This is a genomic window from Streptococcus oralis, from assembly GCF_001579025.1.
Lineage (GTDB): Bacteria > Bacillota > Bacilli > Lactobacillales > Streptococcaceae > Streptococcus > Streptococcus oralis_X.
In genome coordinates, this window is record NZ_KQ970236.1 from 294,672 (window position 1) to 314,734 (window position 20,063).

General features: G+C 42.7%; 21 protein-coding genes. 20 read left to right on the forward strand and 1 reads right to left on the reverse strand.

Features of this window, described 5'->3' with window-relative positions:
- Positions 1-90 precede the first annotated feature (90 nt).
- The 12 genes from SORDD27_RS07650 (at position 91) to SORDD27_RS07705 (ending at position 7,753) form a co-directional block, all read left to right on the forward strand.
- On the forward strand, positions 91-339 hold the full coding sequence (locus tag SORDD27_RS07650; RefSeq protein ID WP_000364981.1) for a YneF family protein: 249 nt from the start codon (positions 91-93) through the stop codon (positions 337-339).
- Positions 340-544: 205 nt separating this feature from the next.
- Entirely contained in the window at positions 545-1,339 is a 795-nt protein-coding gene (gene racE / locus SORDD27_RS07655) for a glutamate racemase (protein ID WP_000370379.1), read from the forward strand.
- Positions 1,336-2,307, forward strand: a complete 972-nt coding sequence (locus tag SORDD27_RS07660) for a nucleoside-triphosphate diphosphatase (RefSeq protein WP_000182437.1) — start codon at positions 1,336-1,338, stop codon at positions 2,305-2,307. The genes racE and SORDD27_RS07660 overlap by 4 nt, the downstream gene beginning before the upstream one ends.
- Positions 2,283-2,804 carry a metallophosphoesterase gene (locus SORDD27_RS07665; protein WP_001118939.1) on the forward strand — a complete coding sequence of 174 codons (522 nt, stop codon included), beginning with the start codon at positions 2,283-2,285 and terminating at the stop codon, positions 2,802-2,804. The genes SORDD27_RS07660 and SORDD27_RS07665 overlap by 25 nt, the downstream gene beginning before the upstream one ends.
- The gene (gene cbpB / locus SORDD27_RS07670) at positions 2,801-3,262 is read left to right on the forward strand and encodes a cyclic-di-AMP-binding protein CbpB (RefSeq protein WP_000560696.1); all 462 of its coding nucleotides are present in this window, start codon (positions 2,801-2,803) and stop codon (positions 3,260-3,262) included. The genes SORDD27_RS07665 and cbpB overlap by 4 nt, the downstream gene beginning before the upstream one ends.
- Positions 3,259-3,993: a site-specific tyrosine recombinase XerD gene (xerD, locus tag SORDD27_RS07675; RefSeq protein WP_330997340.1), complete on the forward strand. Its 735-nt coding sequence runs from the start codon at positions 3,259-3,261 to the stop codon at positions 3,991-3,993. The genes cbpB and xerD overlap by 4 nt, the downstream gene beginning before the upstream one ends.
- Complete coding sequence (locus SORDD27_RS07680; protein ID WP_000351888.1) at positions 3,993-4,721, forward strand: segregation/condensation protein A; 729 nt, start codon at positions 3,993-3,995, stop codon at positions 4,719-4,721. The genes xerD and SORDD27_RS07680 overlap by 1 nt, the downstream gene beginning before the upstream one ends.
- 18 nt (positions 4,722-4,739) lie before the next feature.
- A complete protein-coding gene (scpB, locus tag SORDD27_RS07685; RefSeq protein WP_049550436.1) occupies positions 4,740-5,309 on the forward strand; it encodes an SMC-Scp complex subunit ScpB in 570 nt (189 codons plus the stop codon).
- Positions 5,296-6,018 carry a pseudouridine synthase gene (locus tag SORDD27_RS07690; RefSeq protein WP_001222228.1) on the forward strand — a complete coding sequence of 241 codons (723 nt, stop codon included), beginning with the start codon at positions 5,296-5,298 and terminating at the stop codon, positions 6,016-6,018. The genes scpB and SORDD27_RS07690 overlap by 14 nt, the downstream gene beginning before the upstream one ends.
- Complete coding sequence (yidD, locus tag SORDD27_RS07695; protein WP_061428378.1) at positions 6,018-6,269, forward strand: membrane protein insertion efficiency factor YidD; 252 nt, start codon at positions 6,018-6,020, stop codon at positions 6,267-6,269. The genes SORDD27_RS07690 and yidD overlap by 1 nt, the downstream gene beginning before the upstream one ends.
- Before the next feature lie 102 nt (positions 6,270-6,371).
- The gene (gene pepA / locus SORDD27_RS07700; protein WP_000209181.1) at positions 6,372-7,436 is read left to right on the forward strand and encodes a glutamyl aminopeptidase; all 1,065 of its coding nucleotides are present in this window, start codon (positions 6,372-6,374) and stop codon (positions 7,434-7,436) included.
- A gap of 20 nt (positions 7,437-7,456) precedes the next feature.
- Positions 7,457-7,753: a bacteriocin immunity family protein gene (locus SORDD27_RS07705; RefSeq protein ID WP_000840143.1), complete on the forward strand. Its 297-nt coding sequence runs from the start codon at positions 7,457-7,459 to the stop codon at positions 7,751-7,753.
- Positions 7,754-7,851: 98 nt separating this feature from the next.
- Here SORDD27_RS07705 and SORDD27_RS07710 read toward each other — a convergent pair whose 3' ends face one another.
- Positions 7,852-9,483: a Na/Pi cotransporter family protein gene (locus SORDD27_RS07710; RefSeq protein WP_000026664.1), complete on the reverse strand. Its 1,632-nt coding sequence runs from the start codon at positions 9,481-9,483 to the stop codon at positions 7,852-7,854.
- A 332-nt stretch (positions 9,484-9,815) separates the two neighbouring features.
- On the opposite strand from SORDD27_RS07710, the gene SORDD27_RS07715 reads away from it, so the two are divergent.
- The 8 genes from SORDD27_RS07715 to SORDD27_RS07750 all read left to right on the forward strand — a co-directional run bounded on the left by SORDD27_RS07715 (position 9,816) and on the right by SORDD27_RS07750 (position 20,036).
- Positions 9,816-14,540 carry an endo-beta-N-acetylglucosaminidase gene (locus tag SORDD27_RS07715; protein WP_061428380.1) on the forward strand — a complete coding sequence of 1,575 codons (4,725 nt, stop codon included), beginning with the start codon at positions 9,816-9,818 and terminating at the stop codon, positions 14,538-14,540.
- 259 nt (positions 14,541-14,799) lie between these two features.
- Complete coding sequence (locus SORDD27_RS07720) at positions 14,800-15,999, forward strand: phosphoglycerate kinase (RefSeq protein WP_001096770.1); 1,200 nt, start codon at positions 14,800-14,802, stop codon at positions 15,997-15,999.
- A gap of 137 nt (positions 16,000-16,136) precedes the next feature.
- Positions 16,137-16,664: an FUSC family protein gene (locus tag SORDD27_RS07725; protein WP_000119887.1), complete on the forward strand. Its 528-nt coding sequence runs from the start codon at positions 16,137-16,139 to the stop codon at positions 16,662-16,664.
- 76 nt (positions 16,665-16,740) lie between these two features.
- On the forward strand, positions 16,741-17,097 hold the full coding sequence (glnR, locus tag SORDD27_RS07730) for a transcriptional repressor GlnR (RefSeq protein ID WP_000664333.1): 357 nt from the start codon (positions 16,741-16,743) through the stop codon (positions 17,095-17,097).
- Positions 17,098-17,133: 36 nt separating this feature from the next.
- Positions 17,134-18,480: a type I glutamate--ammonia ligase gene (glnA, locus tag SORDD27_RS07735; protein ID WP_001122885.1), complete on the forward strand. Its 1,347-nt coding sequence runs from the start codon at positions 17,134-17,136 to the stop codon at positions 18,478-18,480.
- Positions 18,481-18,593: 113 nt separating this feature from the next.
- A complete protein-coding gene (locus SORDD27_RS07740; RefSeq protein ID WP_061421692.1) occupies positions 18,594-18,914 on the forward strand; it encodes a PadR family transcriptional regulator in 321 nt (106 codons plus the stop codon).
- The gene (locus SORDD27_RS09795) at positions 18,914-19,489 is read left to right on the forward strand and encodes a DUF2812 domain-containing protein (protein WP_081103400.1); all 576 of its coding nucleotides are present in this window, start codon (positions 18,914-18,916) and stop codon (positions 19,487-19,489) included. The genes SORDD27_RS07740 and SORDD27_RS09795 overlap by 1 nt, the downstream gene beginning before the upstream one ends.
- A 34-nt stretch (positions 19,490-19,523) precedes the next feature.
- Positions 19,524-20,036 carry a DUF2812 domain-containing protein gene (locus tag SORDD27_RS07750; RefSeq protein ID WP_061428382.1) on the forward strand — a complete coding sequence of 171 codons (513 nt, stop codon included), beginning with the start codon at positions 19,524-19,526 and terminating at the stop codon, positions 20,034-20,036.
- The last annotated feature ends 27 nt before the right edge of the window (positions 20,037-20,063 follow it).

Genomic DNA, 20,063 nt, shown 5'->3' on the forward strand with positions numbered 1-20,063 from the left:
TAACCCCTCCTGAAAGTGTAAAACAAACTAGTCAGGAAAGTCACTTTGTGGTATAATATAGAAGATTCAAAAAGAAACAGGAGAAAAAGAATGGATTTACTTTTAGCAATTATCTTGATTGTGTTAGCTTTTCTAGGAGGAGCTCTTGGAGGGATGTACTTGGTTCGTAAGCAAATCGAAAAAGAATTTGCAGACAACCCACGTTTGAACGCTGAGGCAGTTCGTGCTCTCTTGAGTGCAAATGGTCAAAAGCCAAGCGAAGCCAAGGTACAACAAGTTTACCACCAAATCATCCGCCAACAAAAAGCAGCCCTTGCTAACAATAAAAAGAAAAAATAAATAGGAAAAGTCTGGGATGAAAGTTCCAGACTTCTCACTATGTTCAATAGTTCTCAAGGATAAGACTTTTTCCTTGCATTCTATTGATATTTGATTATGATTAAAAGAGAGGCAGTTGCCATTCTATCAAGCTGTCTATCCGTTCATTTAGGACGAGTAATTATGATGAACTATCAATCAGAAAAAAGACTAGAAAGAAGACTATATGGATAATCGACCAATTGGTTTTTTGGATTCGGGTGTCGGTGGCTTAACCGTTGTTCGTGAGCTCATGCGCCAGCTTCCCCATGAAGAAATCGTCTATATTGGAGATTCGGCACGGGCGCCCTATGGTCCCCGTCCTGCTGAGCAAATCCGTGAATATACTTGGCAGTTGGTCAACTTTCTCTTGACCAAGGATGTCAAAATGATTGTCATTGCTTGTAACACTGCGACTGCGGTCGTCTGGGAAGAAATCAAGGCCCAACTAGATATTCCTGTCCTAGGTGTGATTTTGCCGGGAGCTTCGGCAGCTATCAAGTCCAGTCAAGGTGGGAAAATCGGAGTAATTGGAACCCCCATGACGGTCCAATCAGACATCTATCGTCAAAAAATCCATGATCTGGATCCGGACTTACAGGTGGAGAGTTTGGCCTGTCCCAAGTTTGCCCCCTTGGTGGAGTCTGGTGCCCTGTCAACCAGTGTAACTAAGAAAGTGGTCTATGAAACTCTGCGTCCCTTGGTTGGAAAGGTGGATAGCCTGATTTTGGGTTGTACCCATTACCCACTCCTTCGCCCTATCATCCAAAATGTCATGGGACCAAAGGTTCAGCTCATCGATAGTGGGGCAGAGTGTGTACGGGATATCTCGGTTTTGCTGAACTATTTTGAAATCAATCGTAGCCGAGATGCGGGACCTCTTCAACATCGTTTTTACACAACAGCCAATAGCCAAAGTTTTGCCCAGATTGGAGCAGAATGGCTGGAAAAAGAGATTCATGTGGAGCATGTAACTTTATGACAAATAAAATTTATGAATACAAGGATGACCAGGACTGGTATGTCGGTGTCTGGGATGTCTATGGAGGCATCTATAGCCTTATCAAAGATTCTCTCGAGCTTGATTTTATGGATTTAGCGCGGATTTTTCGTGACGAGGAAAATGGCTTTCCGATTACGATAACGGTGATGCGCTGGTCTTCTAACTTCCGTCTGCTCTCCTTTATCGTTGAGATTTTAAATGCTGAAGCAGGCCGCAATCTAGAAGTCATCCAACGTCAGGGTGCCCTGCTCTTGATTGAAAATGGACAGCTTTTGCATGTCGAATTGCCTAAAGAAGGAGTTGAAGTGGAAACCTTCTTTGAAACTAGCAAGGTCAGAGAAACTCTGCTCATTGCGACTCGTAACGAAGGAAAGACCAAGGAATTCCGAGCTATCTTTGACAAGTTAGGCTACGATGTGGAAAATCTCAATGACTATCCAGATTTGCCTGAAGTAGCTGAAACAGGTATGACCTTTGAAGAAAATGCCCGCCTCAAGGCAGAAACCATTTCCCAATTAACAGGCAAGATGGTGCTAGCAGATGACTCAGGTCTCAAAGTCGATGTCCTTGGCGGTTTGCCAGGAGTCTGGTCAGCGCGATTCGCTGGTGTAGGAGCAACTGACCGTGAAAACAACGCCAAACTCTTGCACGAATTGGCCATGGTCTTTGAACTCAAGGATCGCTCAGCCCAATTCCATACAACCCTAGTCGTAGCTAGTCCAAACAAGGAAAGCTTGGTGGTCGAAGCTGACTGGCCAGGTTATATCAACTTTGAACCCAAGGGTGAAAATGGCTTTGGTTATGATCCCCTCTTCCTTGTGGGAGAGACAGGTAAGTCAGCAGCTGAATTAACCCTTGAAGAAAAAAATAGCCAATCCCACCGTGCCTTAGCCGTTAAGAAACTTTTGGAGGTATTTCCATCATGGCAAAGCAAACCATCATTGTAATGAGTGACTCTCATGGAGATAGCTTGATTGTGGAAGAAATTCGTGATCGCTATCTGGGGAAAGTCGATGCCATTTTTCACGATGGTGACTCTGAACTCCGTCCAGACTCTCCGCTCTGGGAAGGCATCCATGTCGTCAAAGGAAATATGGACTTTTATGCTGGCTACCCAGAACGTTTGGTAACTCAACTTGGTCCAACCAAGATCATCCAGACGCATGGACACTTGTTTGATATCAATTTCAACTTTCAAAAGTTGGACTACTGGGCTCAGGAAGAAGATGCCGATATCTGTCTCTATGGTCACTTGCATGTGCCAAATGCTTGGATGGAAGGTAAAACACTCTTTTTAAATCCCGGCTCCATCAGCCAACCAAGAGGGACTATCAGAGAATGTCTCTATGCTCGAGTGGAGATTGATGACAGCTATTTTAAAGTAGACTTTTTGACACGTGACCATGAGGTTTATCCAGGCTTGTCCAAGGAGTTTGCTCGATGATTGCCAAGGAATTTGAAGCATTTTTATTGGAGCAGGAAGAGACTTTTCTTACCCCTGCTGAGAATCTAGCAGCTTTGATTGATACCCACAATGCTGACCATGCAATTTTGGTGCTGAGTCAAATCACCTATACCCGTATCCCTGTTGTGACCTTTGACAAACGCTTTGTTGGAACCATTGGGCTGAGAGACATTTTGGCTTATCAAATGGAGCAAGGTTTGACGGATGAGCAGATGGCAACGACAGACATCGTCAATATGACCAAGACAGATGTGGCAGTTGTCGCTCCAGACTATAACATCACAGAGGTCCTCCATAAACTGGTGGATGAACCTTTCTTGCCAGTGGTAGATGATGAAGGAATTTTCCAAGGAATCATCACGCGCAAGTCCATCCTCAAGGCTGTCAATGCCCTCTTGCATGACTTTAGTAAGGAATATGAGATTCGATGCAAATGAGAGATAGGATTTCAGACTTTTTAGAGGGAAAGCAGGGTTTGTCTGCCAATTCCAAGCAGTCCTATAGATATGATCTGGAGCAATTTTTAGACATTGTGGATGAGCGGATCTCTGAAACTAGTCTTAAGATTTACCAAGCCCAGCTAGCAAATCTAAAAATCAGCGCCCAGAAAAGGAAAATTTCGGCCTGTAACCAATTTCTCTACTTTCTCTATCAAAAAGGTGAAGTGGACAGTTTTTACCGTCTGGAATTAGCCAAACAAGTTGAAAAGAAGACTGAAAAACCAGAAATTCTAGACCTAGACTCTTTTTGGCAGGAAAGTAATTATCCAGAAGGACGCTTGCTGGCGCTTCTTATCTTGGAGCTAGGGCTCTTGCCTAGTGAGATTTTAGCCCTTAAGCTTGCAGATATCAATCTGGATTTTCAAGTGTTGCGAATTAGCAAGGCTTCCCAACAGAGGATTGTCACCATACCCACGACCTTGATTCCAGAGCTAGAACCCTTGATGGGGCAGACCTATCTCTTTGAAAGGAGTGGGAAAACCTATTCTCGTCAGTGGGCCTTTCGTCAACTTGAGTCCTTTGTCAAGGAGAAAGGTTTCCCAGAACTATCAGCCCAAGCCCTACGGGAACAGTTCATTCTAAGACAGATAGAAAACAAGGTCGATTTGTACGAAATTGCAAAAAAATTAGGATTAAAAACAGTCCTGACCTTAGAAAAATATAGATAATGGATATTAAATTAAAAGATTTTGAAGGGCCCCTGGACCTGCTCTTGCACTTGGTTTCTAAGTACCAGATGGATATCTACGATGTGCCTATTACAGAAGTTATCGAACAGTATCTAGCCTATGTCTCAACTCTGCAGGCCATGCGTCTGGAAGTGACGGGCGAGTATATGGTCATGGCTAGTCAGCTGATGCTGATCAAGAGTCGCAAGCTCTTGCCAAAGGTAGCAGAAGTGACAGACTTAGAGGATGACCTGGAGCAGGACCTTCTCTCTCAAATCGAAGAATACCGCAAGTTCAAGCTCTTGGGTGAGCACTTGGAGGCTAAGCACCAAGATCGGGCCCAGTACTATTCCAAAGCGCCGACAGAGTTGATTTACGAGGATGCGGAGCTTGTGCATGACAAGACGACCATTGATCTCTTTTTGGCTTTTTCAAATATCCTAGCCAAGAAAAAAGAGGAGTTCGCTCAGAATCACACGACCATCCTGCGCGATGAGTATAAGATTGAGGACATGATGGTCATTGTAAAAGAGTCCTTGACTGGACGAGACCAGTTGCGTTTGCAGGATTTGTTCAAGGAAGCCCAGAATGTTCAAGAGGTCATTACCCTCTTTTTGGCAACCCTAGAGTTAATCAAAACTCAGGAATTGATCCTCGTGCAAGAGGAGAGTTTCGGAGATATCTATCTCATGGAAAAGAAGGAAGAAAGTCAAGAGGCACAAAGCTAGACTTGATAGAGAGGAAAGATGAGTACTTTAGCAGAAATAGAAGCGCTCTTGTTTGTAGCAGGTGAAGATGGGATTCGGGTTCGTCAGTTGGCTGAACTCCTCTCACTTCCACCGACAGGCATCCAACAGAGTTTAGAAAAATTAGCCCAAAAGTATGAGAAAGACCAGGATTCGAGCTTGTCCCTGATTGAGACAGCGGGAGCATACAGATTGGTGACCAAGCCTCAATTTGCAGCGATTTTGAAGGAATATTCCAAGGCGCCCATTAACCAAAGTTTATCTCGGGCGGCCCTTGAGACCTTGTCCATCATTGCCTACAAGCAGCCGATTACGCGGATAGAAATTGATGCTATCCGTGGGGTCAATTCGAGTGGGGCTTTGGCAAAGTTACAGGCCTTTGACTTGATACGAGAAGATGGGAAAAAAGAAGTGTTGGGCCGCCCTAATCTCTATGTAACTACGGATTATTTCCTAGATTACATGGGGATTAACCATTTAGAAGAATTACCAGTGATTGATGAGCTTGAGATTCAAGCCCAAGAAAGCCAATTATTTGGTGAAAGGATAGAAGAAGATGAGAATCAATAAATATATTGCCCACGCAGGTGTGGCCAGTAGGAGAAAAGCAGAAGAACTAATCAAGCAAGGCTTGGTGACGGTTAACGGCCAAGTGGTGCGTGAACTCGCAACGACCATCAAGTCTGGAGATAAGGTCGAAGTTGAAGGTCAACCTATCTACAACGAAGAAAAAGTCTATTATCTGCTTAACAAACCACGCGGTGTCATTTCCAGTGTGACAGATGACAAGGGCCGCAAGACGGTTGTCGACCTCTTGCCCAATGTGAAGGAGCGTATTTACCCAGTTGGACGTTTGGACTGGGATACATCAGGGGTTTTGATTTTGACCAATGATGGGGACTTTACGGATGAGATGATTCACCCCCGTAATGAGATTGACAAGGTCTATGTTGCGCGTGTTAAAGGTGTGGCTAATAAGGACAATCTCCGCCCCTTGACCCGCGGTCTTGAGATTGATGGCAAGAAAACCAAGCCAGCTGTTTATGAAATTCTCAAAGTGGACCCAGTTAAAAATCGCTCTGTGGTACAGTTGACTATCCATGAAGGGCGTAACCATCAGGTTAAAAAGATGTTTGAAGCCGTCGGTCTTCAAGTTGATAAACTGTCTCGGACACGTTTCGGACACCTAGACTTGACAGGTCTTCGTCCAGGAGAATCCCGTCGCCTTAATAAAAAAGAAATCAGCCAACTACACACCATGGCTGTAACCAAGAAATAATGAAACGAATCTTAACAGCACCAGTACGCTTTTACCAACGTTTTATCTCACCAGCCTTTCCACCCTCTTGTCGTTTTGAGCCGACTTGTTCCAACTACATGATTCAGGCTATTGAAAAGCATGGCTTTAAGGGTGTTCTGATGGGCTTGGCTCGGATTTTACGTTGTCATCCTTGGTCGGAAATAGGCAAAGATCCTGTGCCAGACCACTTTTCCCTCAAACGAAATCATAAACAAAAAGAATCAGCCTGATTCTTTTTTGTATACTCTAGAAAGGAAGTTGGAAGATTAAGATTTCCACTATCCTTCTCCTATAAAAAGTGGTAAAATGGAGGACAGAAAGAAGGAACTGATATGACAACATTATTTTCAAAAATCAAAGAAGTAACAGAGCTTGCTGCGATCTCAGGCCACGAAGCGCCTGTCCGGACTTATCTTCGTGAAAAGTTGACACCGCATGTGGATGAAGTAGTGACAGATGGCTTGGGTGGTATTTTCGGTATCAAGCATTCAGAAGCTGCCGATGCACCGCGTGTTTTGGTTGCTTCTCACATGGATGAAGTTGGTTTTATGGTCAGCGAGATTAAGCCGGACGGAACCTTCCGTGTGGTTGAAATCGGTGGTTGGAATCCTATGGTGGTCAGCAGTCAACGCTTTAAACTCTTTACTCGTGACGGTCGTGAAATTCCTGTGATCTCAGGTTCTGTCCCTCCACATTTGACACGTGGAACAGGTGGGCCAACCATGCCGGCTATTTCAGATATCATTTTTGATGGTGGATTTGCAGACAAGGCTGAGGCAGAAAGTTTTGGCATTCGTCCTGGTGACACCATTGTCCCTGATAGTTCCGCTATCTTAACAGCCAATGAAAAAAATATCATCTCAAAAGCTTGGGACAACCGCTACGGTGTTCTCATGGTAAGCGAGCTAGCAGAAGCCTTGTCAGGTCAAAAACTGGGAAATGAACTCTATCTTGGTTCCAATGTCCAAGAAGAAGTTGGACTTCGTGGCGCTCATACTTCTACAACTAAGTTTGATCCAGAAGTCTTTCTGGCAGTTGACTGCTCACCAGCAGGTGATGTCTACGGTGGCCAAGGCAAGATTGGGGACGGAACCTTGATTCGTTTCTATGATCCAGGTCACTTGCTTCTCCCAGGTATGAAGGATTTCCTTTTGACAACAGCTGAAGAAGCTGGTATCAAGTACCAATACTACTGTGGTAAAGGCGGAACAGACGCTGGCGCAGCTCATCTGAAAAATGGTGGTGTCCCATCTACAACTATCGGTGTCTGCGCTCGTTATATCCATTCTCACCAAACTCTCTACGCGATGGATGACTTCCTAGAAGCTCAAGCTTTTTTGCAAGCCTTGGTGAAAAAATTGGACCGTTCAACGGTTGATTTGATTAAACATTATTAAGCATAAGGGAGGTGGTCGGGATGGCAGAACCAAACCTAGAAAGCCTTATAAGAGATCTCTACAACCATGCTCGTCAGGGTTTGAGTGAAGATTTAGTTGCTGCTCTCCTAGAGACTGCTAAAAAACTACCCACTACAAATGAGCAATTACTAGCAGTCCGTCTCTCAGGACTTGTCAATCGTGAATTGCTCATCAATCCCAAACACCCAGCACCTGAATTGATCAACTTGGCGCGCTTTATCAAAAGAGAAGAAGCCAAGTATAGAGGCACTGCAGTTTCTGCTATCATGTTTGGAGAACTCTTTAAAATGCTTTGATTCCATTGTGAATCAAAGCATTTTTTTTATATGTCAGAAAAGAAAATCTTGATGAGGAGACGAAAAAAGCCATCCCATTCAGGATAGCTTTTTGTTTATTAGATTTGTTCAGCGATAACCTTTTCAGCTAGGTTCATAGCATGGTCAGACACACGAGTATAGTGGGAAATGATGTCGATAAAGTTGACTCCAGCTTGTGTAGAACACTCACCCTTGTTAAGGCGTTTGATATGGGTCTTTCTGAGAACACGTTCCATATTGTTGATTTCTTTATGGCGTTCAATCAGACTCTGAGCTTTTTCAATATCATTGTTTTCCACACTATCAAGGGCATCCTTGATGAATGTAGTTGTTGCTTGATAAATCTCAGCTAATTCCTCTAAAGCAGCATCAGAAAATTGAACATTCTTACGTTGAAGGTAGTCTGTTAGGTTGAGCAAGCCTTCTGCGTGGTCCCCAATCCGTTCCAAATCACGAGATGAATCTAGGATGTTGGTCAAGACTTCGCTTTCCTTTTGACTCAAGGATTCGCTTGAGAGTCTGATGAGGTAACGAGTGAGTTTTTCATCGATGGTATTGATGGCTTCCTCTGTCTTGTGCCCTTTTTCAGCTACCTTTTCATCCAAACCGATGATATAGGTATAAGAAAGGTCAAAAGCTTTGGCTGCATAGTTTCCTAAGTGCAAGAGTTCTTTTTTGGCATTTCCTAGAGCGATAGAAGGAGATTGCTGGATAAGTTGCTCGTCGAGATAGAGGGGCTCGTACTTGACAACCTCGTCTTCACCAGGGATGAGCTTGGTTACAAAGTAGGCCAAGGCTCCGATGAATGGAAATTGTACAATGGTGTTACTTACGTTAAAGGCACCGTGAGAGAAGGCGATGGTCATCTCAGGTGAGAGGTGAAGGAGTGCCTGGAAGTACTCGATCATAGCAGTAAAGGGGCCTAATAAGATTAAGCAAAGAATAGTCCCTAAAACGTTAAAGGTAACGTGGGTTGCCGCAACGCGCTTTGCAGAGACATTGGCTCCAGCTGCCGCAATGATAACGGTTAAGGTTGTCCCGATATTATCCCCGAAGAGAACTGGTAGTGAACCTTTAAGATCAAGGAACCCACCTGCATAGAGACCTTGCAAAATCCCGATTGTAGCCGAAGAGGCCTGAATGAGGACGGTAATCACTGCACCAGCTACCACTCCTAAAATAGGATTTTGACCCAAGGTTACCATATACTCCTTGAATTGTGGTAAATCTTTAAGCGGGCTCATACCGGCACTGATGAGGTTGAGAGCGTAGAAGATTCCCCCTACACCAAACAGGATGCGCCCGATATTGTTTGCTGTTCTGTTTTTTGTGAAGAAGAGGAACATAGTTCCAAGGAAAATCAAGGGTAAAGCATACTCGCCTAGTTTGAAACCGATGATAAAGGAAGTAACAGTGGTTCCGATGTTGGCTCCCATGATAATTCCGATAGCCTGTCTAAGAGTGAGAAGACTAGCGCTGACCAGTCCGACCGTGATAACTGTAACCCCCGTACTTGACTGAATCAGGGCAGTCACGACGATTCCGACTAGAACGCCTAAAAAGGGATTGCTAGTGTACTTGTCAATGTAAAAACGAAGGCGATCTCCAGCAGCTTGTTGCAAACCGTCTCCCATGGTCTTGATACTGTATAAAAACAGTCCTAGACCTCCTAAAAAGTGAAATAAAATTTCCTGCCAATTAATGGACATTTCTTTTTCCTCCGGAAAATAATAACGGAATTTCTCCTATTCTATTTTAAAGGATAAAAGTAAATCTCACAAGTGTTTAGCTGAAATTTTCATAAGAAACAAGAACTTTCGTTTAAAATGAGAGATAGATTACCTATAAGAGAAATGATTTATAGGATTGTGTCCAAATTTTACTGATTATTATCCTAGTTATAGTTTTTATGTTAAATAGATTGACATCGCTTTCATATAGGATAAAATGAAGATGATCCTGTTCTGGTGGTGTGCACTGAGAACAGTTACTTTTTATCAAAAAGTAAAGCGCTTACTTTATATTTTATTAGGAGGATAAGATGAAAGATCTATTTTTTGAAAAACGTTGCCGTTACAGTATTCGTAAGCTGTCAATCGGAGCTTGTTCCTTGATGATTGGTTCAGTTCTATTTGCGAGCCCAGCTCTTGCCGAACAAGTCGCAGTCCCTGAAACAGCTGCAAATACGAGCGCCCAAGCTACAAGAGCTAGTGAAACAGCTAATCCAGATACTGCAGCCCTTGAAAAACAATTAGAGGAAACAGAGAACAAAGTAGCTGAGCAACCAATTTCAGAAAACACTCCAGCAATAACGGATCTGGTTAATGAAAAAGAAGAAGCAAAGCCAACTCCGACAGATAAAACTGAAAAACCTGCTCAACCAACTGAAAAAGAAGAAGTTAAACCAGAGGAAACTCCTCAAGTAGCTGAGAAGAAAGCCGACAAACCGACTCTAGCAGACGTTCCTAAAAATGAAGAAAAGAGTCTCCGACCAAAAGAAATCAAATTTGATACCTGGGAGGATTTGTTGAAATGGGAACCGGGTGCGCGTGAGGATGATCCCATTAACCGTTCATCAGTTGAACTCGCCAAGCGCCATAGAGGCCAGTTGGTTAACGAAAAAGCAAGCAGAAGAGCCAAGGTTCAGGCGCTAGCAAACACCAACTCAAAGGCCAAAGACCACGCTTCTGTTGGTGGAGAAGAATTCAAGGCCTATGCTTTTGACTACTGGCAATACTTGGATTCAATGGTCTTCTGGGAAGGTCTAGTTCCAACTCCAGATGTCATTGATGCCGGTCACCGCAACGGAGTTCCCGTTTATGGAACACTCTTTTTCAACTGGTCAAACAGTATTGCTGACCAAGAGAAATTTGCCGCTGCCTTGAAACAAGATGAGGATGGCACATTCCCAATTGCACGCAAACTCGTTGATCTCGCTAAGTACTATGGCTTTGATGGCTATTTCATCAATCAGGAAACAACGGGGGAATTGGTAGCACCTCTTGGTGAAAAAATGCGCCAATTCATGCTCTATACAAAAGAATACGCAGCCAAAGTCAACCACCCGATCAAGTATGCTTGGTACGATGCCATGACCTACAAATACGGTCGTTACCACGAAGATGGTCTAGGTGATTACAACTACCAGTTCATGCAAAAAGAAGGTGACAAAGTCCCTGCAGATCAATTCTTTGCCAATTTCAACTGGAACAAGGAAAAGAATGACCACTCCGTAGAGATGGCCAAATGGCTAGAGCGTAGTCAATATGATGTCTTTGCAGGCTTGGAATTGCAACAAGGTGGTTCTTATAAGACCAAAGTCAAATGGGATGCCCTCTTAGATGAAAAAGGCAAGTTGCGTTTGTCACTTGGACTTTTTGCACCAGATACGATTACCAGTCTAGGAAAAACAGGCGAAGACTACCACAAGAACGAAGACATCTTCTTTACAGGTTACCAAGGAGATCCAACGGCTCAAAAACCAGCAGATAAAGAGTGGTATGGAATTGCCAATTTAGTTGCTGACCGTACACCAGCAGTAGGTCGAACCTTCACGACCTCCTTTAATACAGGTCATGGTAGAAAATGGTTTGTAGACGGCAAAGTTTCTAAGGATTCTGAGTGGAACTACCGTTCTGTTTCTGGTGTCTTGCCAACATGGCGCTGGTGGCAGACTTCAACAGGGGAAAAACTTCGTGCAGAATATGACTTTACAGATGCCTATAATGGAGGAAACTCCCTTAAATTCTCAGGCGATGTAGCTGGTAAGACGGACCAGGATGTGAATTTGTATTCTACCAAACTAGAAGTAACAGAGAAAACCAAACTTCGTGTTGCCCACAAGGGAGGAAAAGGCTCTAAAGTTTATATGGCCTTCTCTACGACTCCAGACTACAAATTTGAGGATGCAGCTGCATGGAAAGAACTGACTCTCTCTGATGACTGGAAGAATGAAGAATTTGACCTTAGCTCACTAGCAGGTAAAACCATCTATGCAGTCAAACTCTTCTTCGAACATGAAGGTGCTGTAAAAGATTATCAGTTCAACCTAGGACAATTAACTATCACGGACAATCACCAAGCACCACAGGCACCGACGGGGCTATCTGTGGTGAAACAATCTCTTAAAAATGCCCAAGAAGCTGAAGCAGTGGTCCAGTTTGCGGGTAACCAAGATGCAGATTTCTATGAAGTCTACGAAAAAGATGGAGATAACTGGCGTTTGTTGACAGGATCATCTGCTTCAACCATCTACTTGCCAAAAGTTAGCCGTTCTGCTAATGCGACTGGTACGACTCAGGAACTGAAAGTCGTTGCAGTTGGTAAAAATGGCCTTCGTTCCGAAGCTGCGACGGCATCCTTTAACTGGGGGATGACAGTTCAGGATACGACTCTTCCAAGACCTTTAGCTGAAAATATCGTTCCAGGTGCAACGGTTATTGGTAGCACTTTCCCAAATACTGAAGGTGGAGAAGGTATTGAAGGTATGTTGAACGGTACGATTACAAGTCTGTCAGACAAGTGGTCTTCAGGACAATTGAGCGGTAGTGTGGATATTCGCTTGACCAAGCCACGTACCGTTGTTAGATGGGTCATGAATCATGCGGGAGCTGGTGGAGAATCCGTAAACGACGGTTTGATGAACACCAAGGACTTTGATCTTTACTACAAGGATACAGATGGCGAGTGGAAACTAGCTAAGGAAGTCCGTGGCAACAAAGCGCACGTTACAGATATCACTCTTGACAAACCAATCACTGCCCAAGATTGGCGCCTAAAAGTTATCACTTCAGATAACGGAACACCTTGGAAAGCCATTCGTATCTACAATTGGAAGATGTACGAAACCTTGGATACAGAAAGCCAAAATATTCCAATGGCTAAGGTAGCTGCCCGTTCACTTGGAAACCACCAAGTTCAACTAGGCTTCTCTGATGTTCCGGTAGGCGCAACCATCACCGTTTACGACAAGGCAGACTCACAAACACCAATTGCAACCTTGAAGACTGAAACTGGTGGCGACCTGGCAACTGCACCATTGGCCTTTGACAAGCAACCAAATCTCCTCTACTATCGTACCCAACTACCTGGTAAAGAAATCAGTAACACCTTGGCAGTAGCGATTCTGCAGGATGAAAGAAAAATTGCTACAGTTAGCCTTGAAAAAGGACCTAAGAAGACAGTTTATAAAGAGGGAGAAAAACTGGACCTCAGAGGCGGAACCCTCCGTGTTCAATATGAAGGGGGACAAGCCGATGAGCTGATTAACCTTACTCACTCAGGTGTGACAGTATCTGGCTACAACGCTCATCAAAAAGGGGAACAAAAGCTCGCAGTCAGCTACCTTGGACTTCCAGTTACTGGAGACTTGAAAGTCCAAGTGACAGGACAGGATGAAGGAAAACCAAAAGAAGTAGCAGGTTTGTACATTACGAAGAAACCAAAAACAGACTATCTAGTAGGGGATCAACTGGATCTCTCTGAAGGTCGCTTCGGTGTCCTCTATGATGATGAGACGGAAGAAAGTCATGCCTTTACGGATCAAGGTGTTGAAATCACGGGCTATGATGCTCAGAAGACTGGACGACAAACCTTGACCCTGCATTACAAGGGACACACTGCTGAGTTCGATGTCTTGGTTTCTCCAAAAGCAGCTGTCAACGATGAGTACCTCAAACAAGAAATCACTGCTGCCCAAGGTCGCCAGTCAACCCTTGCCTATACCTTCTCAAGTGAGAACAAACAAGCTGTACTAGTAGAGAAACTTAATGCAGCGAAAGCTGTTGCAGAAAACCATGATGCCAGTCAAGAAGAAGTCAACAAAGCCTTGAATGAATTGAAACAAGCTGGAGCGGACTTGGATGGAAGTCAACGTTATCAAACTGCTAGAGAAGAATTGGAAGGCTTGCTCGAATCTGTCCGTGAAAAAGATCCTAAAGCTGAGTTGATTGCCCAAGCTGAAGCTTTGTTGTCTTCACAAACACCAACTCCACAAGCTTTTGCGGACATGAAAGAAAAGTTGAATAAGAAACTAGCACCTGCAGAAGAAAGCCATCATGTTGGAAGCATGGATCCAAATGAAGTGGCTCCAACAGTTGAAGCCCTCCCTGAACTAGTTGTTGAAACTGAAACAACAGCCTTTGAACGTCAGGAGCGACCAAACGCCGAGCTTCTCAAAGGACAACGCCAGCTAGTTCAAGCAGGAGCGGAAGGCCAAATTCGTCGTCTAGTAGAAGTAGATGTCCAAGGCAAACGCACCCTTCGTTCAACTGAAGTTCTCAAGGAAGCTATCCCAGAAATCACAGAAGTAGGAACAAAAGTTCTGTCAAGCAACCAACCAGCTGAAGGTGTGAAAGATTTAGTTCTAGCAACTCCGAAACTGGAAGTTGAAGAGGCTACAATGGCCTTCGAACGTCAAGAACGACCAAATGCAAGCCTTCTGAAAGGTCAACGTCAGCTAGTTCAAGCAGGTGTGGAAGGCCAAGTTCGTCACTTTGTAGAGGTGGATGCCCAAGGCAAACGCACTCTTCTTTCAACTGAAGTTCTCAAGGAAGCCCTTCCAGAAATTGTTGAAGTAGGAACGAAAGAGGATCAAGTCTCACAAACAAGGGATCAAGCTCTTTCAGCAGCACCAGCAAAAGTTGAAGAAGTAAGTAAAGAGCTGCCAAATATGGGAGCGACAAGAGATGCTAGTCTAGTAGCGCTGGGACTCCTCGGAGTAATGAGTGGCTACGGCTTGCTCTCTAGAAAGAAGAGAGAAGACTAATCAGATTTACGAATCTTGGATTTTCTCATAAAAATAAAAAACAAGGTTTGACTGTAGATTAGTCAGGCCTTGTTTTAACTAGTAAAAATCAGTGAAAGGATGAGTAAATGAGTTGTTTTGCAAGGTTTTTCTAGCTTATATTATAAAAAATATTAGTTTTAGTTGCAAGAATGAACAAGAAAAGTTTAGGGTTTTTCTATCTCTTTTGCGGATTTTGTGATATAATTAACACGTATAAAAAAAGAAGGAGTCATATCTAATGGCAAAATTGACTGTTAAAGACGTTGACTTGAAAGGGAAAAAAGTTCTCGTTCGTGTTGACTTCAACGTACCTGTTAAAGATGGCGTGATTACCAATGACAACCGTATCACTGCAGCTCTTCCAACTATCAAGTACATCCTTGAACAAGGTGGACGTGCAATCCTCTTCTCTCACCTTGGACGTGTAAAAGAAGAAGCAGACAAAGAAGGTAAATCACTTGCTCCTGTAGCTGCTGACTTGGCTGCTAAATTGGGACAAGAAGTTAAATTTATCCCAGGTGTTACACGTGGTGCTGAATTGGAAGCCGCTGTTAACGCTCTTGAAGATGGACAAGTTCTCTTGGTTGAAAACACTCGTTTCGAAGATGTTGACGGCAAGAAAGAATCTAAAAACGATCCTGAACTTGGTAAATACTGGGCATCACTTGGAGATGGTATCTTCGTAAACGATGCATTCGGTACAGCTCACCGTGCACACGCATCTAACGTTGGTATCTCAGCAAACGTTGAAAAAGCTGTTGCTGGATTCCTTCTTGAAAATGAAATTGCCTACATCCAAGAAGCAGTTGAAGCTCCAGAACGTCCATTCGTAGCGATTCTTGGTGGTTCAAAAGTTTCAGACAAGATCGGTGTTATCGAAAACTTGCTTGAAAAAGCTGATAAAGTGCTTATCGGTGGTGGGATGACTTACACATTCTACAAAGCTCAAGGTATCGAAATCGGTAACTCACTTGTAGAAGAAGACAAATTGGATGTTGCAAAAGCTCTTCTTGAAAAAGCAAACGGCAAATTGATCTTGCCAGTTGACTCAAAAGAAGCAAACGCATTTGCTGACTATACTGAAGTGAAAGACACTGAAGGTGAAGCAGTAGACCCAGGTTTCCTTGGTTTGGATATCGGTCCAAAATCTATCGCTAAATTTGACGAAGCTTTGACTGGTGCGAAAACAGTTGTATGGAACGGACCTATGGGTGTGTTTGAAAACCCTGACTTCCAAGCTGGTACAATCGGTGTCATGGATGCTATCGTGAAACAACCAGGTGTGAAATCAATCATCGGTGGTGGTGACTCAGCTGCTGCAGCCATCAACCTTGGCCGTGCAGACAAGTTCTCATGGATCTCTACTGGTGGTGGAGCTTCAATGGAGCTTCTTGAAGGTAAAGTTCTTCCAGGATTGGCAGCACTTACAGAAAAATAAGCTTTCTTAGATTAAATCATAGAAAAGAGGAACTCTGTTTCCTCTTTTTTATAGCCCGAAATTAAAAACGCTTCCTATTGATTTTCACTCATAAAATCAACTAATTTATGTTAAAATGGTAGTAGAAAGTTGAGATTATGAGTTATTTTAAAAAATATAAATTTGATAAGTCACAGTTCAAGCTTGGTATGCGAACTTTCAAAACGGGGATTGCCGTATTTATAGTTCTCTTGATTTTTGGTTTTTTTGGCTGGAAGGGGCTTCAAATCGGAGCATTGACAGCGGTCTTTAGTTTACGAGAGAGCTTTGATAAGAGCGTCCATTTTGGAACTTCGCGTATCTTAGGAAATAGCATTGGCGGTTTTTACGCCCTTGTCTTTTTCCTCTTAAACACTTTATTTCATGGAGCCTTTTGGGTAACCTTACTAGTTGTTCCAATTTGCACCATGTTAACCATTATGACAAATGTTGCCATGAACAACAAGGCAGGAGTTATCGGTGGTGTAGCGGCTATGTTGATTATTACCCTATCAATACCAAGCGGAGAAACATTTTTGTACGTGTTTGCGCGCGTATTTGAAACATTTATGGGAGTTTTTGTCGCAATCCTTGTAAATTATGATATTGAGCAACTGAAACTCTTTTGGGAGAAAAAAAGAAAATAATGTCACATTTTGTGACATTATTCGTTGACGTATGTCTTTTTTTAGACTATAATAGACAGGAAGAAGGAAATTGTAAATGAAGGAAAGAGAATTTCGCCGAAATATGGCTGTTTTTCCTATCGGCAGTGTTATGAAATTGACCGATCTCTCGGCGCGTCAGATTCGTTATTATGAAGATCAAGAGTTGATAAAGCCTGATCGAAACGAAGGGAACCGTCGCATGTATTCTTTGAATGACATGGATCGTCTACTTGAAATCAAAGATTATATCTCTGAAGGTCATAATATTGCTGCGATTAAGAAAAAATATGCTGAACGCGAGGCGAAGTCCAAGAAAGCCGTGAGTCAGACGGAAGTGCGTCGCGCACTCCACAATGAACTCCTCCAGCAGGGGCGCTTTGCTTCAGTACGGTCACCCTTTGGTCGCGGTTAGGCAATCGCAAGTAGTCATATATTAAGGAGAAAACCCATGCCAATCACAGCTGCAGATATTCGTCGTGAAGTCAAGGAAAAAAATGTTACCTTTATCCGTCTCATGTTTTCAGATATTCTGGGAACCATGAAAAACGTCGAAATTCCTGCTACAGATGAACAGTTAGATAAGGTCTTGTCAAACAAAGCCATGTTTGATGGCTCTTCTATTGAAGGTTTTGTACGTATCAATGAGTCAGATATGTACTTGTACCCAGACTTGGATACATGGACAGTCTTCCCATGGGGAGATGAAAATGGAAGTGTTGCAGGTTTGATCTGTGATGTCTATACAACAGAAGGCGAACCCTTTGCAGGTGACCCACGTGGTAATCTGAAGCGTGCACTTCGTCATATGGAAGAAGTAGGATTCAAATCCTTCAACCTTGGTCCAGAACCAGAATTCTTCCTCTTTAAGTTGGATGAAAATGGGGATCCAACACTTGAAGTAAATGACAAGGGTGGCTACTTTGATTTGGCGCCTACTGACCTCGCGGACAATACGCGTCGCGAAATCGTGAATGTCTTGACTAAAATGGGATTTGAAGTAGAAGCGAGTCACCACGAGGTTGCGGTTGGACAACACGAGATTGACTTCAAGTATGATGAAGTCCTCCGTGCCTGTGATAAGATTCAAATCTTTAAACTTGTTGTTAAAACCATTGCTCGTAAACACGGTCTTTACGCAACCTTTATGGCGAAACCAAAATTTGGTATTGCTGGATCAGGTATGCACTGTAATATGTCCTTGTTTGATGCAGAAGGAAATAATGCCTTCTTTGATCCAAATGATCCAAAAGGAATGCAGTTGTCTGAAACGGCCTACCATTTCCTTGGTGGCTTGATTAAGCATGCTTACAACTATACTGCTATCATGAACCCAACAGTTAACTCATACAAACGTTTGGTTCCAGGTTATGAAGCACCTGTTTACATTGCTTGGGCTGGTCGTAACCGTTCGCCACTTGTGCGCGTGCCGGCTTCACGTGGTATGGGAACTCGTCTTGAGTTGCGTTCAGTGGACCCAATGGCAAACCCATACATCGCTATGGCTGTTCTTTTGGAAGTTGGTTTGCATGGTATTGAAAACAAAATCGAAGCACCAGCTCCTATCGAAGAAAATATCTACATCATGACAGCAGAAGAGCGTAAGGAAGCTGGAATCACCGACCTTCCATCAACTCTTCATAACGCCTTGAAAGCTTTGACTGAGGATGAAGTGGTCAAGGCAGCCCTAGGTGAACACATCTACACTAGTTTCCTTGAAGCCAAACGTATCGAGTGGGCTAGCTATGCGACCTTTGTTTCACAATGGGAAGTTGATAATTATTTAGATCTTTACTAATATAGAAGAAAGATTGCCTGAGGGTGGTCTTTTTTCTTGCATTTTATATCGAGATGTGATATAGTTTATATAACGAGGTGCGATATATCGAACTGAATAGGAGGTGTGATTAAATGGAATTAACAGATAAGATCAGGCGTGTTTACCTTCCCATGACTGAAACAGGTTTTTATATCTTGTTTTGTTTACAGAAGGAGAACCATGGATATGGTATCACACAAAAGGTCAAGGAGATGACTGATTCGCAAGTTTTGATTAGTCCTGGAACTATGTATGGAACCTTGTCAAAGATGGAAAAGGATGGCTTGATTTCCTTTATCCAGGAAGAGGAAAAACGTAAAATCTATCAGATCACAGACTTGGGACGAAAAGTCTTAGATATTGAATTGAAACGTATTGAACGGCTCTATAGAAATAGTCGGGAGGAAGTATGATGGAAAAGAAGGTTGTATATCGGATATCTACAATTGCAGATTATGATAGAGAGGCTTTATACCTTGGGGAAATGCATGCTAAGGGCTGGAAACTTAAGGAAGTAAGCTACTCTAACTTAGTAGTTGCGGTTAAGTATACTTTTGAAAAGTGCCAACCGGAGCAGGTGTCTTATCAGTTGGACTTTTATCCCATGAAAAAATCAGAGAGAGCCTCCTATTTACAACTATTTAAAGACTGTGGCTGGGAGCATATTACAGACTTTAATAGTTTTTCCTATTTTAGAAAAGCACATTCTGAAATTGAATCGGATACTGAGTTTGAAATCTATAATGACGCTACAGGGAAGTTAGCTATGATCAAACGGATTTTAATAATGCGGATGCTTCCTATTTTGATTCTATTTTTAGCTCTACTACCGGTTTTCTCAAAGTTTGTCAGTGGAGCTAGTTCTTTCAGATGGGAAGTATTTTTGATTTTCATAATAGATTGGATTTTATTGATAGTTTTTGCGATTCAGATTTCTTATATTTTTGGGAAATTGAGTCAAAAGTGGAAAGAATTATCTGATAAATGAAACAATGCCTGTTTTCTAATTTGGAGGTAAGACAATGAATAGCAAGATACAATTTAGGATTTTCACCATTGTTGATTTGGACAAGGAAGAAGAATATTTACATGAGATGCACTTGAAAGGTTGGAGATATAGAACTAATCGTTTGGGCTTTTTCTATTTTGAACAATGCCAACCAGATGATGTCATCTATCATATCTATGATTCTAGATTTCTTAAAAAGTATAAGCATGAACTCCAAGATTTTAGAAATAGCGGTTGGGAATTGATAGAAACAGGTTTTTGTTTAATTCTTCGTAAACCAACTTCTGATATACTTTCAGAGGATCAAGTCTATATGCTTAATGGTCTTAGATGGGAAGTTATGCGGTCTAGACTTCGTTCCTGTATAGCCACTTTTTCAGGTGGTCTTGTTGTTTGCATGAGTTTGTATCGAGAAAATTTGTCTCAGTCTTTCTTTATTATTTTCTTTTTATACGCTTGCTTGATTTCTTATCTAATCTATGGTTTTTTCAGACTTAAAAGGAAATACCAAGTAGATAAGAAGTAAGATTCTAGGTCTTCAGACTGATTTTTA